At 63.2% G+C, this 19,861-nt stretch carries 20 protein-coding genes; 15 read left to right on the top strand and 5 right to left on the bottom strand.

Annotated elements, in window-relative coordinates; all coding sequences use genetic code 11:
- The first annotated feature begins 292 nt into the window (after positions 1-292).
- Genes mpl through AC515T_RS25490 form a run of 3 tightly spaced genes read left to right on the top strand, consistent with a single transcriptional unit; the run spans position 293 to position 2,548 of the window.
- The gene (gene mpl, locus AC515T_RS25500) at positions 293-1,642 is read left to right on the top strand and encodes a UDP-N-acetylmuramate:L-alanyl-gamma-D-glutamyl-meso-diaminopimelate ligase (RefSeq protein WP_496530472.1); all 1,350 of its coding nucleotides are present in this window, start codon (positions 293-295) and stop codon (positions 1,640-1,642) included.
- Positions 1,639-2,271: a flavin prenyltransferase UbiX gene (gene ubiX / locus AC515T_RS25495; RefSeq protein WP_496530471.1), complete on the top strand. Its 633-nt coding sequence runs from the start codon at positions 1,639-1,641 to the stop codon at positions 2,269-2,271. The genes mpl and ubiX overlap by 4 nt, the downstream gene beginning before the upstream one ends.
- A complete protein-coding gene (locus tag AC515T_RS25490; protein ID WP_135847348.1) occupies positions 2,264-2,548 on the top strand; it encodes a YceK/YidQ family lipoprotein in 285 nt (94 codons plus the stop codon). Before ubiX ends, AC515T_RS25490 begins: the two co-directional genes overlap by 8 nt.
- A 294-nt stretch (positions 2,549-2,842) precedes the next feature.
- Here the strand turns inward: AC515T_RS25490 and AC515T_RS25485 are convergent, their stop codons facing one another.
- The 3 genes from AC515T_RS25485 to AC515T_RS25475 form a co-directional block, all read right to left on the bottom strand.
- Positions 2,843-3,484, bottom strand: a complete 642-nt coding sequence (locus tag AC515T_RS25485; RefSeq protein WP_496530470.1) for an oxidoreductase — start codon at positions 3,482-3,484, stop codon at positions 2,843-2,845.
- Positions 3,485-3,511: 27 nt separating this feature from the next.
- Complete coding sequence (locus tag AC515T_RS25480; protein ID WP_496530469.1) at positions 3,512-5,230, bottom strand: C13 family peptidase; 1,719 nt, start codon at positions 5,228-5,230, stop codon at positions 3,512-3,514.
- 102 nt (positions 5,231-5,332) lie between these two features.
- Positions 5,333-5,788, bottom strand: coding sequence for a MaoC family dehydratase (locus AC515T_RS25475; protein ID WP_122565036.1), 456 nt, complete (start codon positions 5,786-5,788; stop codon positions 5,333-5,335).
- A 350-nt stretch (positions 5,789-6,138) separates the two neighbouring features.
- Here AC515T_RS25475 and AC515T_RS25470 point away from each other — a divergent pair, with 350 nt between their 5' ends.
- The 3 genes from AC515T_RS25470 to AC515T_RS25460 are packed head-to-tail and all read left to right on the top strand — an operon-like array spanning position 6,139 to position 7,818.
- Entirely contained in the window at positions 6,139-6,504 is a 366-nt protein-coding gene (locus AC515T_RS25470; protein WP_053125681.1) for a CidA/LrgA family protein, read from the top strand.
- Positions 6,501-7,217 carry an LrgB family protein gene (locus AC515T_RS25465; protein ID WP_092444060.1) on the top strand — a complete coding sequence of 239 codons (717 nt, stop codon included), beginning with the start codon at positions 6,501-6,503 and terminating at the stop codon, positions 7,215-7,217. Before AC515T_RS25470 ends, AC515T_RS25465 begins: the two co-directional genes overlap by 4 nt.
- Before the next feature lie 10 nt (positions 7,218-7,227).
- A complete protein-coding gene (locus tag AC515T_RS25460; RefSeq protein WP_496530468.1) occupies positions 7,228-7,818 on the top strand; it encodes an LON peptidase substrate-binding domain-containing protein in 591 nt (196 codons plus the stop codon).
- Between the two features lie 154 nt (positions 7,819-7,972).
- Here AC515T_RS25460 and AC515T_RS25455 read toward each other — a convergent pair whose 3' ends face one another.
- Both AC515T_RS25455 and AC515T_RS25450 read right to left on the bottom strand, forming a co-directional pair.
- Positions 7,973-9,289 carry a bifunctional DedA family/phosphatase PAP2 family protein gene (locus tag AC515T_RS25455; RefSeq protein WP_496530467.1) on the bottom strand — a complete coding sequence of 439 codons (1,317 nt, stop codon included), beginning with the start codon at positions 9,287-9,289 and terminating at the stop codon, positions 7,973-7,975.
- A 195-nt stretch (positions 9,290-9,484) separates the two neighbouring features.
- Positions 9,485-10,162: a DNA-3-methyladenine glycosylase gene (locus tag AC515T_RS25450; RefSeq protein ID WP_496530466.1), complete on the bottom strand. Its 678-nt coding sequence runs from the start codon at positions 10,160-10,162 to the stop codon at positions 9,485-9,487.
- Between the two features lie 196 nt (positions 10,163-10,358).
- Between AC515T_RS25450 and AC515T_RS25445 the strand changes: the two genes are divergently transcribed.
- From AC515T_RS25445 to AC515T_RS25405, 9 genes are all read left to right on the top strand, one after another.
- On the top strand, positions 10,359-11,630 hold the full coding sequence (locus AC515T_RS25445) for a glutamate-5-semialdehyde dehydrogenase (RefSeq protein WP_496530465.1): 1,272 nt from the start codon (positions 10,359-10,361) through the stop codon (positions 11,628-11,630).
- A gap of 28 nt (positions 11,631-11,658) precedes the next feature.
- Positions 11,659-12,333, top strand: a complete 675-nt coding sequence (gene nadD / locus AC515T_RS25440; protein ID WP_496533194.1) for a nicotinate-nucleotide adenylyltransferase — start codon at positions 11,659-11,661, stop codon at positions 12,331-12,333.
- Positions 12,334-12,404: 71 nt separating this feature from the next.
- Positions 12,405-12,899, top strand: coding sequence for a ribosome silencing factor (gene rsfS, locus AC515T_RS25435; RefSeq protein WP_053125667.1), 495 nt, complete (start codon positions 12,405-12,407; stop codon positions 12,897-12,899).
- 9 nt (positions 12,900-12,908) lie between these two features.
- The gene (rlmH, locus tag AC515T_RS25430) at positions 12,909-13,376 is read left to right on the top strand and encodes a 23S rRNA (pseudouridine(1915)-N(3))-methyltransferase RlmH (protein ID WP_047229490.1); all 468 of its coding nucleotides are present in this window, start codon (positions 12,909-12,911) and stop codon (positions 13,374-13,376) included.
- 9 nt (positions 13,377-13,385) lie between these two features.
- A complete protein-coding gene (mrdA, locus tag AC515T_RS25425) occupies positions 13,386-15,281 on the top strand; it encodes a penicillin-binding protein 2 (protein WP_496530464.1) in 1,896 nt (631 codons plus the stop codon).
- 31 nt (positions 15,282-15,312) lie between these two features.
- The gene (rodA, locus tag AC515T_RS25420; protein WP_163006686.1) at positions 15,313-16,416 is read left to right on the top strand and encodes a rod shape-determining protein RodA; all 1,104 of its coding nucleotides are present in this window, start codon (positions 15,313-15,315) and stop codon (positions 16,414-16,416) included.
- 17 nt (positions 16,417-16,433) lie between these two features.
- Positions 16,434-17,444: a lytic murein transglycosylase B gene (gene mltB, locus AC515T_RS25415; RefSeq protein ID WP_496530463.1), complete on the top strand. Its 1,011-nt coding sequence runs from the start codon at positions 16,434-16,436 to the stop codon at positions 17,442-17,444.
- The gene (locus AC515T_RS25410) at positions 17,444-18,469 is read left to right on the top strand and encodes a septal ring lytic transglycosylase RlpA family protein (protein ID WP_496530462.1); all 1,026 of its coding nucleotides are present in this window, start codon (positions 17,444-17,446) and stop codon (positions 18,467-18,469) included. Before mltB ends, AC515T_RS25410 begins: the two co-directional genes overlap by 1 nt.
- A gap of 166 nt (positions 18,470-18,635) precedes the next feature.
- Positions 18,636-19,793: a D-alanyl-D-alanine carboxypeptidase family protein gene (locus tag AC515T_RS25405; protein ID WP_496530461.1), complete on the top strand. Its 1,158-nt coding sequence runs from the start codon at positions 18,636-18,638 to the stop codon at positions 19,791-19,793.
- Positions 19,794-19,861 lie beyond the last annotated feature (68 nt).

Raw genomic sequence — 19,861 nt, 5'->3', positions numbered from 1 at the left:
CCGGTTTCAGGGTGGAAAGAAAGCTTGGGGCTGCTTCGCAGCCCAGCGGGAGCAAGCTCCCTCGCCACAAAGGCCGGGTTGTACATTCACCTGCGGGCACATTCACCTGTGGGAGCGGGCTTGCTCGCGAAGGCGGCTGTACATTCAACATCACCGCAAGCTGATCCACCGCTATCGCGAGCAAGCTCGCTCCCACAGGGGATTTGTGGTGCCCCGACAGTTGCAGTTCGAAACACAAGGTGCGATTTCCCCCTCCCTACGCTAACCTGCGGCCATGTTTACGAGGTCGACTATGCACATCCATATTCTCGGTATTTGCGGCACTTTCATGGGTTCGATGGCGGTCCTGGCCAAGGAGCTGGGCCATCACGTGACCGGTTCCGACGCCAACGTCTACCCGCCGATGAGCACTCAGCTGGAAGCCCAGGGCATCGAGCTGACCCAAGGCTATGACCCGGCGCAACTGGACCCGGCGCCGGACCTGGTGGTCATCGGCAACGCCATGTCCCGGGGCAACCCGGCGGTGGAGTACGTGCTCAACAAAGGCCTGCCGTACGTGTCGGGCCCGCAGTGGCTGGCCGATCACGTGTTGCAGGGCCGCTGGGTCCTGGCCGTGGCCGGCACCCATGGCAAGACCACCACCAGCAGCATGCTCGCCTGGGTCCTGGAGCACGCGGGCATGAGCCCGGGCTTCCTGATCGGTGGCGTGCCGCAGAACTTCTCGGTGTCGGCGCGCCTGGGCGGCACGCCGTTCTTCGTGATCGAGGCCGACGAATACGACAGCGCGTTTTTCGACAAGCGTTCGAAATTCGTCCACTACCGTCCACGCACGGCGATCCTCAACAACCTTGAGTTCGATCACGCTGATATCTTCCCCGATCTGCCGGCCATCGAGCGACAGTTCCACCATTTGGTGCGTACCATTCCCAGCGAAGGCCTGGTGATTCACCCGACCACCGAACCGGCGTTGCAGCGCGTCATTGAAATGGGTTGCTGGACCCCGGTGCAAACCACCGGTGCGGGCGGTCAATGGCAGGTGAAATTGCTCAAGGATGACGGTTCGCAGTTCGAAGTCATGTTCGAGGGCCAGTCCCAAGGCGTGGTCGAGTGGGACATGACCGGCCAGCACAACGTCGCCAACGCCCTGGCGACCCTGGCGGCGGCCCGGCATGTCGGCGTGGTGCCGTCCATGGGCATCGCCGCGTTGAGCGCGTTCAAGAGCGTGAAACGGCGGATGGAAAAAGTCGCCGAAGTGCGCGGCATCACCATTTACGACGATTTCGCCCACCACCCGACCGCCATCGCCACCACCCTCGACGGTTTGCGCAAGCGCATCGGTGACGCGCCGCTGATCGCGATCATCGAGCCGCGTTCCAACTCCATGAAGCTCGGCGCCCATCGCGATGGCCTGCCGGAAAGCGTGGTCGATGCCGACCAGGTGATCTGGTACGCACCGGCCAACCTGGGTTGGGACCTCGGCGCCACCGCGGCGTTGTGCACGGTGCCGTCGATTGTCAGCGATTCCCTGGAGGGCATCATCGAGCGTGTGAAGAGCCAGGCCCAGCCCGGCACTCACGTGGTGATCATGAGCAACGGCGGCTTCGGCGGCCTGCACGGCAAACTGGCCGAGGCGCTGAAATGAGCAATGGCCCTGAACGTATCACGCTGGCAATGACCGGTGCCTCCGGCGCCCAGTACGGCTTGCGCCTGCTCGATTGCCTGGTGCGCGAAGACCGCGAGGTGCACTTCCTGATCTCCAAGGCCGCGCAACTGGTGATGGCCACCGAGACCGACGTGACCCTGCCGGCCAAGACCCAGATGATGCAGGCCTTCCTCACCGAATACACCGGTGCGGCGGCGGGGCAGATTCGTGTGTATGGCAAGGAAGACTGGATGTCGCCGGTGGCCTCGGGCTCCGGCGCGCCGGCGGCGATGGTGGTGGTGCCGTGTTCCACCGGGACGCTGTCGTCGATTGCCACCGGGGCTTGCAACAACCTGATCGAACGGGCGGCGGACGTGACGCTCAAGGAGCGCCGTCAGTTGATCCTGGTGCCGCGGGAAGCGCCGTATTCGAGCATTCACCTGGAGCACATGCTCAAGCTGTCGAACATGGGCGTGACCATCCTGCCGGCCTCGCCGGGGTTTTATCACCAGCCGCAGACCATTGATGACTTGATCGATTTTGTTGTCGCGCGGATTCTCAATCTGCTGAACATTCCCCAGGACATGTTGCCGCGCTGGGGCGAGCACCATTTGAGCAGCGATGAATAAGCTGCTGATCGTGCTGCTGGCGCTGCAACTGACCGGCTGCGCCACCGCCCGCACCCTCGACGCCGCCAAGCCCGGGGCGCCGGTGGTGTACGCGGGCACGCGTCTGGATCTTTATGCCCTCAATGGTGGTTGCTGCGCCAAGGACCGCTTTGGGGCCGAGGCGCCGAGTTACCCAGGGCTGGATCTGCCGGGCAGTGCGCTGCTGGATACTTTGTTGTTGCCGTTGTCGTTGTTCACGGCATTAGGCGTAGGGTTCCAAGCGACAGGCGGGTTGTAACAAACACCACAGTGCTTGATCTGCCCAGAACCTGTGGCGAGGGAGCTTGCTCCCGCTGGGCTGCGAAGCGGCCCCAAGCTTTTTGAGCTGATTCAAATGTGAGGGCGACTGCTGCGCAGTCGAGCGGGAGCAAGCTCCCTCGCCACAACAGCGGGGGGCATCCAGCATGGATGCAAGCTGATCAATCGCTATCGCGAGCAAGCTCGCTCCCACAGGGATTGCATTCCTTCTGAAGAAACTTGGTCAACTGTGGGAGCGAGCTTGCTCGCGATGGCGCCCGCTCAGGCGCCGCAATTACTTGCCAAGCTTGCGCAACTCATCCGACTCCACCACCCGCACCCCATCCTGCTCTTCCAGCGCCAAGCGCCACATGGCCCGGGCCAGTTGGCAGGCTTCGATGCCGTGGTACTTGCCTGGGATCAGCTTGGACAACGGCCCGGCCAGTTGCTCGGCCAGGCGTGGTTCGACGCGGTCGCCCAGCAGCAGGGAAGGGCGGCAGATGGTCAACTGCGGCCAGTCCTGGGCCTTGAGTGCCGCCTCCATCTCACCTTTGACCCGGTTGTAGAAGATCGATGACTTGGCGTCGGCCCCCAATGCACTGATCACCAGCAGGTGCCGTGCCCCCAGTTCCCGGGCGCGTTTGGCAAACGCCACGACCAGGTCGAGGTCCACTGCGCGAAAGGCGGCTTCAGAGCCGGCTTTCTTGATGGTCGTGCCGAGGCAGCAAAAGGCGATGTCGACCTGGCCGCTGAGCTGTGGCAGCACCTGGGCCGGCTCCCCAACCGGGTTTTCCAAGTGTGGATGCTCGGCCAGTGGCCGACGTGAAGGCGCCAATACGCGGGTGATGGTCGGCTCGTTGAGCAGCCGGTCCAGTAGATGTTCCCCGGTCAGCCCGGTCGCACCGGCGAGCAAAACATGCTGAGGCGTCAAGTACATAGTGTTTCCCCCTTGATACGGTTCAGCTTAGTTGCTCTTTGTGGCCTCGTCGTTCAATGCAGCACTTTGCAATGCTTTACGTGCCTGCTGTTTGCGCAGCAGTTGCCAGTGGGAAAGGACCGTCCTTGGCGCCCACATCTGCGGTTCGGAGGCCTCGAAATTGTCCGCTTGTTCGCGTTCGGCCACGGTGGCCTTGGCCCGCTTGAAGGCCTGCTCCAGGTCGTCGGTCTGGTTCAATGCCTGGGCGAACAGCGCATCGCCGAAGTAGGTGAAGTTGGCTTCCTCGGAGCAGCCGAAGGACACCCGGTCGGCCCGAGAAGCAGTCATGATAAGGGTGCGTTCATCCTTGAGTGCCGGGATGAAACCGCCGGAATAACAGGCCGAAATCACCACGATCTTGTCGCGGTTCTTCAGCGGTGCCAGGACCACGGCCAGTTCATCGGCGGGCAGGTCGGCCAGTTCCATGCGCGGCTGGTCGAGCACCAGTTCATGCTCGCTGGTGCCGTGACTGGTCAGGTAGATGAAAATCAGGTCTTCCGGGCCACTGCGCTCGGCCAGGGTGGCAACGGCGCGGCGCAGGCTTTCGCGGCTGGCCATGGGCCGATCGCCGAGGTGGTCACGATGGTTCACCAGGCGGATCTGCCCGAACGCGCCGAAACGGCTGGCGAGCATGTTGGCGACATAGTCGGATTCGCGCAGGAACACGCTTTGCTTACCGTCGCCGCCCAGGGTCAGGCTGTACAGCTCCACCGCTGGGGTCGAGGCCGGGATATTGGCCAGGGCTTCCTCCAGCAGCTGGCCCTGGGCCAGCAGGCCGAGTTCGAGCACATCCGGCAACAACCTGCCGTCCGCGTCGCGCACCCGTTGGCCGTTGGCCCAGGTGCCGCTTTGTACGGTGCCGTCGGTCAGCGCCAGGGTGCCGCGCCCGTGATAGCTGTCGCTTTCGAACTGGCCGATGTAGAAACTGCCGTCGGGCAGGTTCAGGCGCCCTTCGCCGGTAAAACGCCAATCATTGAATTGGCCGAGGTAGTGGCTGCCGTCGGCGCCGATCAGTTCGCCCTTGCCGGTCAGCGCGCCATCCTTGAACTGGCCGATCCAGACGTCGCCGTCGGCATTTTCGTAGCGACCGCGACCATTGAGTTGGTTGTTCCTGAAACCGCCGATGTAGACATCGCCCTCGGCGCTGTTGAAGGTGCCCTTGCCCTGCAGCTGTCCATCGACAAAATGCCCGGTGAACTGGTTGCCGCTGGCGTCGAAGCGCTGGCCTTCACCGTTGGGCTTGCCGTTGACGAAGGGACCCTGGTACTGGCTGCCGTCGTCGAGCTCCAGGCGTCCGAGGCCGGAATAGCGGTCGGCCTTGAACTCGCCCCGGTAGGTCATGCCGTTTTCCTTGAGCGTTCCTTCACCGTCCCGGCGCCCCAGCTTGAAGCCGCCGGTGTAGCTGCTGGTCGGTGTGGTCAGGCTGCCCTGGCCGTGGAACAGGCCTTGGTGGAACTGGCCGCGATAGACCTCGCCATTGCTGCCATGCCATTCCCCGGTGCCGTGCCACTGGCCTTTGTCGAATTGCCCGGCATACCAACTGCCGTTGGGGTAGTCGATACGCCCCTGGCCTTGCAGCAGCCCATCCACCAGGTCGCCGCGATAGCGTCCGCCATCGGGCAGGCGCGCGTCGGGAGGCAGCGGCGATTCGCCGTCGCCACAGGCGGTGAGCAACAGGGTCAGGGTCAGTGGGACGAGTAAGCGCATAACGGGATCCAGGTCATCAGGCCACGAGTATGCCGCAGCTATGCCCCCTAGACATAGAAAAGCGATGCGAAACTGCCTGGACGGTTTCGCATTTGCGCAGGTTTACACGAAGCAGAGCGACAACGGCTCGGCGATGTAGGCCGGTTTTTCCGAGCCTTCGATTTCCAGGGTGGCGGTGGCCTTGAGCAGCCATTGGCCGGGTTTTTTCTCGGTGGCGTCCACCAGGTCGACCTTGAGCCGGACCTTGGAATCGACTTTTACCGGTTGGATGAAGCGCACGCTGTCCAGCCCGTAGTTGACGACCATCTTCACGCCCTCGGGCAGGATCAGGATGTCTTCCATCAGCTTGGGCATCAGCGACAGCGACAGGAAACCGTGGGCGATGGTGCTGCCGAACGGGGTCTGCGCGGCCTTGACCGGATCGACGTGGATGAACTGAAAGTCGCCAGTGGCTTCGGCGAACAGGTTGATGCGCTCCTGATCGATGGTAAGCCATTCGGAACGTCCAAGTTCCTTGCCGACATAATCTTTGAGCGCTGCAACGGGGACGTAGGGCATTGAGACTCTCCTTGGGTTCATCTGTTTTACTTTTTCTGGAACGGGGATTGGCGTCCCCGGAGAACCACTGTAGATCAACATGGCGCGCCGGGCAGGTCATCGACCATGCTTTTTACGAATGCCGAACCATAGCGCGGGCATGCTTATAATGCCGGCGCATTCTTTGCAATTGCGTTCACTTAACGTGTGCGTTTGATTTCTTGGCGAGGGAGCTTGCTCCCGCTGGGCTGCGCAGCGGCCCCATTTTATGAGCGCTTCGCACTCAAGCGGGAGCAAGCTCCCTCGCCACACAATCACGCCGTGAACCGAATTGGCGCGTTCATTGGGTCTGTTGCTGGGGGAGAGAGCGGATGTTGCTACGGGGCCTGACCTGGCTGGTGCTGTTTCAATTGCTGGGCACTGCGATCAATCATTTGTTCTTGCCGGTGCTGCCAGGGCCGATCATCGGCCTGCTGTTGCTGCTGGGCTATCTGGTGGTACGCGGTGAAGTCAGCGAGCCGTTGAACCTGGCCGCCGGCAGCCTGCTGCGTTACTTGCCCTTGCTGCTGGTGCCGCCTGCGGTGGGGGTGATGGTCTACGCCGGGGCGATTGCCGCCGATTTCTGGGCCATCGTTGGTGCGTTGACCTTGTCGCTGGTGCTGTCCGTGGCGCTGACGGGGGTGCTGATGCAGCGCCTGGCCCGCCGTCACGTCGCCGCCCCGGAGGACAGCCAATGATGCTCGACTGGCAGGGCGCCTGGACCTCGGTGATCCACCATCCGCTGTTCGGCATCGGCATTACCCTCGGTGCCTATCAACTGGTGCTGGCGGCGTTCGAAAAGACCCGCTGGGTGTTCCTGCAACCGGTGCTGATGTCGATGGTGCTGTTGATCGGCGTGCTGGTCGGCTGCGGCATCGGCTATGCCGAGTACCGCAAGAGCACCGAGATCCTCAGCATTCTGCTGGGCCCGGCCACGGTCGCCCTGGCGGTGCCGCTGTATTTGAACCTGCGACGGATCCGGCAGTTGTTCTGGCCGATTTTTACTACGCTGGTGATAGCCGGGGTGTTTGCCACCGGCTCCGCGGTGTTGCTGGGCTGGGCTTTTGGGGCTGAGCACATGATCCTGATGACCATGGCGCCCAAGTCCGTGACCTCGCCGATCGCCATGCTGGTGGCCGAGCAGATCGGCGGCGTGGCGGCCATGGCGGCGGTGTTCGTGTTGATCACCGGTGTACTCGGGGCCATCCTCGGTCCGAGTATTCTGACCCGGTTGGGTGTCCATAGCCCTGAGGCCCGGGGCATGGCCCTGGGGCTGGCGGCTCATGCGGTGGGCACGTCGGTGGCGTTGCAGGAAAGCGAAGAGTCGGGCGCCTTTGCGGCGCTGGCGATGAGTCTGATGGGCGTGGCCACGGCGGTGCTATTGCCGTTGGTGGTGTCGATGACCGTTTAAGGATCTGGTTATGAGCTTGCCGCTTTTCCCGTTGAACACCGTGCTGTTCCCCGGTTGCATCCTCGACTTGCAGATTTTCGAGGCGCGCTACCTCGACATGATCGGGCGCTGCATGAAAAAGGGCGAAGGCTTCGGGGTGGTGTGCATCCTCGATGGCGAGGAGGTCGGCATCGCGCCTGAAGGCTACGCGCGGGTCGGTTGTGAAGCGCGCATCACCGATTTTTCCCAGCAGGACAATGGCCTGCTGGGAATTCGCGTGCAGGGTGGGCGGCGCTTTATCGTCCATGGCAGCAGCGTCCAGGCGGATCAACTGACGGTCGCTGAAGTCGAGTGGCTGGAGGAGGAGCCGGAGCAACCCCTGCAGGATGAAGACGCCGACCTGGTGGCGCTGCTCAAGGCCCTGGCCGAGCATCCGATGGTCGAGGCTCTGAACATGGGCACCGAAGCGACCGGCCAGCAATCGCTGGCCAATCAACTGGCTTACCTGCTGCCGTTCAATGAGCTGGACAAGATCGACCTGCTGCAACTCGACGACCCGCAACAGCGCCTGGACGCGATCCAGGCGTTGCTCGATGAGTTGCAGGGCGAACTGTTCGCCTGACACCCCTCATATCCACCGAACAACACCGACCCCCTGTGGGAGCGGGCTTGCTCGCGAAAGCGGAGTGTCATCCAACGCATGTGTTAACTGATCCACCGCTTTCGCGAGCAAGCCCGCTCCCACAGGGGATCTCCAGTGCCCTCAGATATTGTGTTCAATAGGCATACCGCAACATCGCATGGGGCAAATGCCGCAGCGCGAAGAAGCTGAACATCGCCACCAGCGCCGGCAGGATCAGCCACCAGACTTTCGGCGGCATGGCCGGCAGCGGGGTCTGGCGCTGGCTCAACCACAGGGCGGCCGCACAGATGCTGGCGGCGAGCATTGCCCCGGCGACGATGTCGCTCGGCCAGTGCGCGCCCAGGTAGACCCGCGACAGGGCGATGGCCAGCGCTGGCAGGCAGCCGAGCAACAGCCAGGTCAGGCGCAGGCGTGGCGGTTGGCCGCGGCCGGCCAGGACGGCGAGGCTCAGGAACAGCGCGAATGCCCCGGAGGAATGGCCGCTGGGCATGCTGTAGCTGGTCAGTGGGTCGGTGAGGATTTCCGGGCGCACACGGGCAAAGAAGTGTTTGCAGCCGGTATTGGCCAGGGCGGTGAACAGCATGGTGCCCCCGGCGAAGATTGCCTGGCGCCATTGCCGTGCCAACAGCAGCAACCCGGTCAGCAGGCTGCAGACGATCAACATATAGCGGAATTCGCCGATCAGCGTGAAGGTCACGGCGATCTCATCCAGCGTCGGGCCGCGATGCTCCTGGACCAGGGCCATCAAGCCTTGGTCGAAGGCCGTCAGGTAGCGAAAGCCGATGAACAGGCCGATCAGGATCACCAGGCCGATCCCGGCGATCAGGACCGTGGCATGGCGATGGCGCCGCAGGGTGCTGTTGACGCTCAGCCCGATCATCACCGCGATGCTGCCGATGACCACACCGGCCTGCGGCCAGAACCCTTCAGGCAACGGCAGGCGAAATGCCGCCCCGGTGGCCCAGCCCGGCAACAGGTACGCCACGGTCCAGCCCGCCGCGGCCAACACGCTGACAGCGGCGAAGCGTGGGAACGGCATGTCGCACATCCCGGCCACCATCGGCAGCATGGGGCGTAGCGGGCCAATGAATCGGCCCACCAGCAGGCTGGCGATGCCGTAGCGCTGGAAATAGCTTTCCGCCGCGCTCATCCATTCGGGGTGATGCCGCAGCCCCGGCAGGCGCCGGATGTTCTGGTGGAAATGCCGGCCGAGGAAATACGACACCAAGTCCCCCAGCAAACCCCCGAGCAGGCCCAGCAGCAGCGTCTCGCCCAAGGACAATGCGCCACTGCCGGCCAGCACAGCGATGGCAAACAGCAGCACCGTACCCGGCACGATCAGGCCGGCGATGGCCAGGCATTCCACGCAGGCGACGATGAACACCGCCACCGCCAGCCATTGCGGGTTGACGGTCAACCAGCCGGTGATGCTATCGAGCCATGGGCCCATAAGAACAACTCCATTGAATAGTGATGGGCATGCATCGAACCCCCTGTGGGATTCTGTTGTGAACACAAAACCTGTGGTCACTGAACATCAACTGTGGGAGCGAGCCTGCTCGCGATTGCGGTGTGTCAGTCAGCCCCCATTCTGCTGACCCGATGCCATCGCGAGCAAGCTCGCTCCCACAGGGGGCGGTTGTGTTCATGAAAGTAAAAAATAATCACGGCCTTCGACCTGCCCCCGCCGCAACGGGTTACGGGTACACCACGGTGCATAGGCCGCATCGACAAATCGGTAGGGCAGGTGCTCGTCCCGTCCCAGGGGGATGCCCAGGCGGGTGGTCTGGATCGCGTTGACCGTTGGCACGCCCGCGTCTTCCACCAGCAAGCGCTCGGGGTCGAAGCGTTTGGCGTCCCAGTCCGGCACCTTCAGCCCCAGGGCTTTGCACAGCAGGGTCTGACCGGCACAGAGTTTTTGCGGTGTGCGCGGGCGGCCTTGGGCGTCGGGATTGTTCAGCAGCATCTGCGCCAGGCTCGCCGGCCCGGAAAGGGCATCGACCCACGGGTAGGCCGATTTGATCAGCACCGCATTGCCGGGGCCTTGGGCGCTGAAGTTCAGCGAATCGCCGCCCCGGGCGTAGTACATATAGATGTGCCCACCATCCAGAAACAAAGCCTTACGTTTTTCCGTGTAGCCCAGGGAGGCGTGGCTGCCTTTTTCGGCAAAGTAATACGCCTCGGTCTCGATGATCCGCGCGCTGAGCCACAGGTCGCCGACCTTGTGGCGGATGACTTTGCCCAGCAGGTCTTTGGCAAGGACCTGGGCGTCGCGGTCGAAAAAGGCGTGGGGCAGGGCGTTGGGCGTTGGCAAATCGGTCATGTCGATAGACGAAGTGAGGCCAAAGGAAGCGCGATGATAGCAATGGAAAGCTTAATCACCGCTGAACACTCGCTTCAACCGGCTGTTTACGCCTGTTTTACTTCTCCGCCGGTCACCACTGCGAGTCCATGCTGTTAGTCGAGGGTTACGACAGCTATAATCTGCCGCTTTCCCCATCGCCAAGACCACACAGACCATGACTGAGTCCGTTCTTGACTACATGACCCGCCTGGGTCGCGCCGCTCGTGAAGCGTCGCGCATCATCGGCCGGGCCAGCACCGCGCAGAAAAACCGCGCCCTGCAGGCTGCCGCCAATGCGCTGGACGCCGCGCGCGCCGAGTTGTCCGCCGCCAACGAACGGGACCTGGCCGCCGGCCGGGCCAATGGCCTGGAGCCGGCCATGCTCGAGCGCCTGGCGCTGACCCCGGCGCGCATCGACGGCATGATCGTCGGTCTGCGCCAGGTCGCGGCCCTGCCGGACCCGGTCGGGGCGATCCGCGACATGAGCTACCGCCCGTCGGGCATCCAGGTCGGCAAGATGCGCGTGCCCCTGGGCGTGGTCGGGATCATCTACGAGTCGCGGCCGAACGTGACCATCGACGCTGCGAGCCTGTGCCTGAAGTCGGGTAACGCGACCATCCTGCGTGGCGGCTCCGAGGCCATCCATTCCAACCGTGCCATTGCCGCTTGCATCCAGCGCGGCCTGGCCGAGGCCGATCTGCCGGCGGCCGTGGTGCAAGTGGTGGAAACCACCGACCGCGCCGCCGTTGGCGCCCTGATCACCATGCCCGAGTTCGTCGATGTCATCGTGCCCCGTGGCGGCAAGGGCCTGATCGAGCGGGTCAGCCGTGACGCCCGCGTGCCGGTGATCAAGCACCTCGACGGTATCTGCCACGTCTACGTCAGTGCCCACGCCGAATTGCCGAAGGCCCAGCGCATCGCCTTCAACGCCAAGACCTACCGCTACGGCATCTGCGGCGCGATGGAAACCTTGCTGGTGGACCAGGCCGTTGCCCAGGACTTTTTGCCGTCGATGGCCGCCCAGTTCCGCGAAAAAGGCGTCGAACTGCGCGGTTGCGAGCGTACCCGGGCGATCATCGAGGCCGTTGCGGCCACGGAAGAGGATTGGGATACCGAGTACCTGGCGCCGATCCTGTCGATCCGCGTGGTCGACGGGCTGGACCAGGCCATCGAACACATCAACCGCCACGGCTCTCACCACACCGATTCCATCGTCAGTGAACACCAGGGCGAAACCCGGCGTTTCGTGGCTGAAGTGGATTCGGCGTCGGTGATGATCAACACCCCGACCTGCTTCGCCGATGGCTTTGAATACGGATTGGGTGCCGAGATCGGCATTTCTACTGATAAGCTGCACGCCCGCGGCCCGGTCGGTCTGGAAGGCCTGACCTGCGAGAAGTACATCGTGGTCGGTGATGGCCAGTTGCGCGGACAGGAGCCGGTCTGACTTGGGCGACCTCGACCCGCTGGCCTCCATGACTACGAGCGCGGTGACGGCGACCACCGCGCCAAAGCGCATCGGTATCCTGGGCGGCACGTTCGACCCGGTGCACATCGGCCATTTGCGCGGTGCGCTGGAAGTCGCCGACGCCCTGGCCCTCGATGAGCTACGCCTGACGCCCAGCGCCCGGCCGCCTCATCGGGACATGCCGCAGGTGTCGGCGCAGGACCGTCTGGCGATGGTCGAGTGCGCGGTGGCCGGTGTGGCGCCGTTGGTGGTGGACGCCCGCGAATTGCAGCGGGACAAACCGTCCTACACCATCGATACCCTGGAGCTGATGCGTGCCGAGCTGGCCGCTGATGCCCAGGTTTTTCTGCTTTTGGGCTGGGACGCATTTTGCGGCCTGCCCACTTGGCATCGCTGGGACGAGTTGCTCCAGCATTGCCACATCCTGGTGCTGCAACGCCCGGATGCCGACAGCGAGCCGCCGGATGCCTTGCGCAACCTGCTGGCGGCCCGCTCGGTGAGCGACCCGCTGGCCCTGAAAGGGCCGAGCGGACAGATTGCATTCGTCTGGCAGACGCCGCTCGCGGTATCCGCCACCCAGATCCGTCAACTGCTGGCCAGCGGTAAGTCGGTACGTTTCCTGGTGCCCGACGCGGTCCTGGCCTACATCGATGCGCACGGGCTTTACCGTGCGTCGAACTGAAAAAGGCGCGCTTCAAGGCACGTGAATGCGTGTAGCGAAGCGCCCGAACATACGAGCAAAACGAGTTTTATATGACTGACAAAGACGTAAACAAAGTAAAGCGCAAGGGCACGTTCAAGAGCGCCCCGCTGCCCGTAGAAGCCCACACCGGCGTGGCGCTGGTCGGCGAAGAGCTGGTCAAGGTCGCCGTGGCGGCCCTGGAAGACGTCAAGGCCCAGGACATCCAGGTGATCGACGTTCGTGACAAGCAGAGCATCACGGACTACATGATCATCGCCACCGGTACCTCCAACCGCCAGATCGGCGCGATGCTGGACAAGGTCCGCGAAGCGGTGAAGGCCCAGGGCGTCAAGCCACTGGGTGAAGAAGGCAAGGGCGACAGCGACTGGGTCCTGCTGGATATGGACGATGTCATCGTGCACATGATGACCGCCTCGGCGCGCCAGTTCTACGACCTGGAACGCCTGTGGGCCGGTGCCGAGCAAAGCCGTTCGGCCAGCGCCGCGCACCACAGCCCGGAAAACCCCCATGAGCACTTCACCAAGCTCAACAAAGACCAGCAATAAGGGACCGCTGTGCGACTGCGCCTGATCGCCGTCGGTTCTCGCATGCCCAAGTGGGTGGAAGAAGGCTGGCATGAATATGCCAAGCGTCTTCCGTCCGAGCTGGCCCTGGAACTGGTGGAAATTCCGCTCAACACCCGTGGCAAGAACGCCGACGTGGCGCGCTTCATCCGCCAGGAAGGCGAAGCCATGTTGGCCAAGGTCGGGCCGAACGAGCGCATCGTCACCCTCGAAGTCCACGGCAAGCCCTGGAGCACCGAGCAACTGGCGGTGGAGCTCGATCGCTGGCGGCTGGACGCGCGTACGGTCAACTTCATGGTCGGTGGCCCGGAAGGGCTGGCGCCGGAAGTCTGTGCCCGGGCCGACCAGCGCTGGTCGTTGTCGCCGTTGACGTTGCCGCACCCGCTGGTGCGGATCCTGATCGGCGAACAGCTGTATCGTGCCTGGACAGTCCTGTCCGGGCACCCTTACCACAAGTAATCCTGCCCCATGCCCCAGCCGATCCGTATCAAGGACCACGAAAAAGACGCCCGCCTGGTGCGGGGTCGCGTCGTGTTCGGCGCTATTGCGGTGGTGACGCTGATCGGCGTGTTGATTGCGCGCTTGTATTTCCTCCAGGTGATCCAGTACGAGTACCACTCGACCCTGTCGGAAAACAACCGGGTGCATGTGCAACCGATTCCGCCGACCCGCGGGCTGATCTTCGACCGCAACGGCGTGGTGGTGGCGGATAACCGGCCCAGCTTCAGCCTGAGCATGACCCGCGAGCGCTCCGGCGACTGGCAGCAGGTGCTCGACGTGATCGTCGAAGTGCTGCAACTGACGCCCGACGACCGGGCGATCTTCGAGAAGCGCATGCGCCAGGGGCGACGGCCGTTCGAGCCGGTGCCGATTTTGTTCGAGCTGACCGAAGAGCAGATCGCCCTGATCGCCGTGAACCAGTTCCGCCTGCCCGGCGTCGAGGTGGTGGCGCAGTTGGTGCGGCATTATCCCCAGGGGCCACACTTTGCCCACTCGGTCGGCTACATGGGGCGGATCAACGAGAAAGAGCTCAAGACCCTCGATCCAGTCAATTACAGCGGCACCCACCATATCGGCAAGACCGGTATCGAGCGCTTCTACGAGCCCGAGCTGCATGGTCAGGTGGGTTACGAGGAAGTCGAGACCAACGCCCGCGGTCGCGTATTGCGGGTGCTCAAGCGCACCGATCCGATTCCCGGCAAGGACATCGTCCTGAGCCTGGACATCAAGCTGCAAGAGGCCGCCGAAGCGGCGCTGGGCGGGCGGCGCGGCGCGGTGGTGGCGCTGGACCCGAACACCGGCGAGGTGCTGGCGATGGTCAGCCAGCCGAGCTTCGACCCGAACCTGTTCGTCACCGGCATCAGCTTCAAGGCCTACGCCGAGTTGCGCGATTCCATCGACCGGCCGCTGTTCAACCGGGTGTTGCGTGGCCTCTATCCGCCGGGTTCGACCATCAAGCCAGCCGTGGCGATTGCCGGGTTGGACGCTGGCGTGGTCACCGCGTCGAGCCGGGTCTACGACCCGGGTTATTACCAACTGCCGAACTACGACCACAAGTACCGCAACTGGAACCGCACCGGCGACGGTTATGTGGACCTGGAAACGGCGATCATGCGTTCCAACGACACCTACTTCTACGACCTGGCCCACAAGCTGGGGATCGATCGGCTGTCGTCCTACATGAACAAGTTTGGCCTTGGTCAGAAAGTTTCCCTGGACATGTTCGAGGAATCGCCCGGCCTGATGCCGTCCCGTGAATGGAAGCGGGCGACCCGGCGCCAGGCCTGGTTCCCCGGCGAAACCTTGATCCTGGGGATCGGCCAGGGCTACATGCAGGCAACGCCCTTGCAACTGGCCCAGGCCACGGCGCTGGTGGCGAGCAAGGGCAAGTGGTATCGCCCGCACCTGGCCAAGACCATCGAAGGCCAGAAACCGGTGGACCCGGACCCGATGCCGGACATCATCCTGCGCAACCCGTCGGACTGGCAGAAGGTCAACATCGGCATGCAGCAGGTGATGCACGGCGCTCGCGGCACCGCCCGCAAGGCGGCCATCGGCGCGCAGTACCGCATTGCCGGCAAGAGCGGTACGGCCCAGGTCGTCGCCATCAAGCAGGGCGAGAAGTACGACCGCACCAAGGTCCAGGAGCGCCACCGCGACCATGCCTTGTTCGTCGGCTTCGCGCCGGCCGACAACCCGAAGATCGTCGTGGCGGTCATGGTCGAGAACGGCGAGTCGGGTTCTGGCGTCGCCGCGCCGGTGGTGCGCCAGATCATGGACGCCTGGCTGCTGGATGAGCACGGCCAGCTCAAGCCTGAATACGCAAGCCCCATCACTGCGGAGGCTACGGCCCGTGAAGAATAATTTCGACCGGATCCTCTCCAGCGAAGACGTGATGCGCCGTCGCGCCACCTTGCTGCAGCGCATGCACATCGATGGCCCGTTGCTGATCCTGCTGCTGACCCTGGCCGCGGGCAGTCTGTTCGTGCTGTATTCGGCCAGTGGCAAGAGCTGGGACCTGCTGGCCAAGCAGGCCACCTCGTTCGGCATCGGCCTGGTGTCGATGATCGTGATCGCCCAGCTCGAACCGCGGTTCATGGCGCGCTGGGTGCCACTGGCCTATGTGGTGGGGGTCTGCTTGTTGGTGGTGGTGGACATCATGGGCCACAACGCCATGGGCGCCACCCGCTGGATCAACATCCCCGGGGTGATCCGCTTCCAGCCTTCGGAATTCCTCAAGATCATCATGCCGGCGACCATCGCCTGGTACCTGGCCAAGCGTTCACTGCCGCCGCAGCTCAAGCATGTGTGCATCAGCCTGTTGCTGATCGGTATCCCGTTCATCCTGATCGTCCGCCAGCCGGACCTCGGCACCTCGCTGCTGATCCTGGCCGGCGGCGCCTTCGTGCTGTTCATGGGCGGGCTGCGCTGGCGCTGGATTCTCAGCGTGATCGCCGCCGCCGTGCCGGTGTCGGTGGCCATGTGGTACTTCGTGATGCACGACTACCAGAAGCAGCGGGTGCTGACGTTCCTCGACCCGGAGAGCGATCCGCTGGGCACTGGTTGGAACATCATCCAGTCCAAGGCCGCCATCGGCTCCGGCGGGGTGTTCGGCAAGGGCTGGCTGATGGGCACTCAGTCGCACCTGGACTTTTTGCCGGAAAGCCACACCGACTTCATCATCGCCGTATTGGGCGAGGAGTTCGGCCTGGTGGGCATCTGCGTGCTGCTGCTGATCTATTTATTGCTGATCGGCCGGGGGCTGGTGATCACTGCCCAGGCCCAGACGCTGTTCGGCAAATTGCTCGCGGGCAGCCTGACCATGACGTTTTTTGTTTATGTTTTCGTCAACATCGGTATGGTCAGTGGCCTGTTGCCGGTCGTGGGGGTGCCGTTGCCTTTCATTAGCTACGGAGGAACTTCGCTGGTGACACTACTGTCAGCGTTTGGGGTTTTGATGTCGATTCATACGCATCGCAAGTGGATCGCGCAGGTTTGAATAAGGTGAAGAGTTCAATGCAAGCAATGCGTGGCTGGTCGACGCGATATGCGCCGTGGATCGGCCTGGTCGGCTTCCTGGGCAGTGCGTCGCAGGCCTGGGCCGGTGAATACGAAGGCTCGCCACAGGTGGCCGAATTCGTCGGTGAGATGACCCGCGACTACGGTTTCGCCGGTGAACAGCTGATGGGGGTGTTTCGCGAGGCCGAGCGCAAGCAGTCGATTCTCGACGCGATCTCCCGGCCCGCCGAGCGGGTCAAGCAGTGGAGCGAGTACCGGCCGATGTTCATCACCGAGGCGCGTATCGCCCGGGGTGTGGACTTCTGGCGCCAGCACGAGGCGGCCCTGGCCCGTGCCGAGCAGGAATACGGTGTGCCGGCCCAGTTCATTGTGTCGATCATTGGCGTCGAGACCTTCTTTGGCCGCAACACCGGGAATTTCCGGGTGATCGACGCGTTGTCGACCCTGGGCTTCGATTACCCGCCGCGTGCCGAGTTCTTCCGCAAGGAGCTGCGCGAGTTCCTGCTGCTGGCCCGCGAAGAGCAGGTCGATCCGCTGACCCTCAAGGGTTCCTACGCCGGGGCCATGGGCCTGCCGCAATTCATGCCCAGCAGTTTCCGCGCCTACGCGGTGGACTTCGACGGCGACGGCCACATCAATATCTGGACCAACCCGACCGATGCCATCGGCAGTGTCGCCAGCTATTTCAAGCGTCACGGCTGGGAAGCCGGCCAGCCGGTGGTCAGCCGTGCCGACGTGCGTGGCGAGCAAGTGGACGAGGGCCTGACCGAGGGCATCGAGCCGACGAAAACCGTCGGGGAGTTGCGGGCGTTGGGCTGGTCGAGTCATGATACGCTGCGTGACGACATGCCGGTCACCGCGATGCGCCTGGAAGGCGAACAAGGCCCCGAATACTGGATGGGCCTGAAGAATTTCTACGCGATTACGCGTTATAACCGCAGCGTGATGTACGCCATGGCCGTATATCAACTGTCTGAAGAGCTGGTCAAAGCACGGGGCGTCAAATAATGCGGGCATTGCCTACCCATCTACCCCTGAAGGCCAAACCCCTCAAGCTGGTGGCGTTGGCTGCGCTGTCGCTGCTGGTCGTCAGTTGTTCGACCAGCCGCGCGCCGGTCCAGAAAAACACCACCGCCGTGCGCGCGACGCCGGGCCTGGACATCAATCGGGCCCACAAGGACGGCGCGCCGTGGTGGGACGTGGATGTCTCGCGCATCCCCGACGCCACGCCAACCCTGCACACCGGCCCCTACAAGGCCAACCCCTATACGGTGCTGGGCAAGACCTATTTCCCGATGGCCGATTCCAAGCGCTACGTGGCCTCGGGCACGGCGTCCTGGTATGGCACCAAGTTCCACGGCCAGAACACCGCCAACGGCGAAGTGTATGACCTGTATGGCATGAGCGCGGCCCACAAGACCTTGCCGCTGCCCAGCTATGTGCGGGTGACCAACCTGGACAACAACAAGAGCGTGATCTTGCGGGTCAACGACCGTGGGCCGTTCTATTCCGACCGCATCATCGACCTGTCGTATGCGGCGGCGAAAAAACTCGGTTACGCTGAAACCGGCACCGCCCGGGTCAAGGTCGAAGGCATCGATCCGCAGGAATGGTGGGCCCAACGTGGCCGTCCGGCGCCTTTGATGCTCAACGAGCCGAAAGTGGCGCAAAATGCCGCGCCCACCGTGACGGCGTCCACCGGCACGGTCGAGCAGTGGACACCACCGCCGCAGCAACACGCCGCGGCCGTGCTGCCGGTACAGATCGATGCAAAAAAAAACGCTTCTGCAACAGCGTCTGGCCAGTTTCTGCAAGTGGGCGCGTTCGCCAACCCGGACGCTGCCGAGCTGCTGAGGTCCAAACTCAGCTCGATGGTGAGCGCCCCGGTGTTCATCAGCTCGATCGTGCGCAACCAGCAGACACTGCATCGGGTGCGCCTGGGGCCGATCGGTTCTCCGGGTGAGGTCCAGCAGGTGCAGAACAGTGTGCGCCTGGCCAATCTCGGTTCGCCGAGCCTGGTCACCTCTGAGTGATTGAATGAGGCCCGCTTGCGGTTGGAGCGGGTCAGGTTGTTGGCTCCATGAATAATAAAAGCCCGGCAAGGGTGTGAGTGAGCAACTTAAATACGCGGCAGCTCGTTAGAAAGCTGCCTGTTTAGTTCTGCCTTCGGGCAGTCCCATTAGCGATTTCGAGAGACGGATGAACATCACCACCTTTGCCAAACGCCTTTGCCTGCTAGTCCCGCTGCTTCTCTCACCGGCCGCGTTCGCGGTCGAGATGATGCCGGCGCCCCCTCAATTGGCCGCCAAATCCTTTGTGCTCATGGATGCCAGCAGCGGCGAGGTGCTGGTAGAGAACAACGGTGACCAGCGCCTGCCACCGGCCAGCCTGACCAAGCTGATGACCGCCTACATCGCCACCCTGGAAATCCGTCGCGGCCAGATCGGTGAAAACGATCCGGTGACCGTCAGCGAAAACGCCTGGCGCACCGGCGGTTCGCGGATGTTCATCAAGGTCGGTTCGCAAGTGACCGTCAGCGACCTGCTGCACGGCATCATCATCCAGTCCGGCAACGACGCCAGCGTCGCCCTGGCCGAGCACATCGCCGGCAGCGAAGATGCGTTCGCCGACATGATGAACAAAACCGTGGCCGACCTGGGCATGACCAACAGCCACTTCATGAACCCCACCGGCCTGCCGAACCCTGAGCACTATTCGTCGGCTCACGACATGGCGATCCTGGCCCGGGCAATCATCCATGAAGACCCGGCGCACTACGCCATCTACTCCCAGAAGGAATTCTTCTGGAACGGTATCAAGCAGCCTAACCGCAACCTGCTGCTGTGGCGCGACAAGACCGTCGATGGCCTGAAGACCGGCCACACCGACGAAGCCGGCTACTGCATGGTGTCTTCGGCGGTGCGTGATGGCATGCGCCTGATCGCCGTTGTCTTCGGCACCAGCAGCGAAGTGGCCCGGGCCGCCGAGACCCAGAAGCTGTTGACCTACGGCTTCCGCTTCTTCGAAACCCAGACCTTCTACCAGAAGGGCACCGAACTGGCCCAGGCCCAGGTCTGGAAAGGTTCGAGCAACCAGGTCAAGGCCGGCCTGGCCCAGGACCTGACCATGACCCTGCCCAAAGGCCAGCTCAAGAAGCTCGCTGCCAGCATGACCATGAACCCGCAACTGACCGCTCCCATCGCCAAGGGCGACGTGATCGGTAAAGTCGAAGTCAAACTGGACGACAAAGTGGTGCACAGCGCTGACCTGATCGCTCTGGACGCGGTCGAGGAAGGTGGTATCTTCCGCCGCATCTGGGATAGCATCCGTCTATTCTTCTACGGCTTGTTCAACTGATTGATGTGTTGACCTGCATGGCCTCGTTCCCATCCGGAGCGGGGCCATGTGCGTTACCACGGCTTACG

This window comes from Pseudomonas sp. FSO-7, from assembly GCF_059579345.1.
The sequence above is the reverse complement of the archived record's forward strand: the minus strand, read 5'-3'. Positions and strand labels throughout refer to the sequence as shown.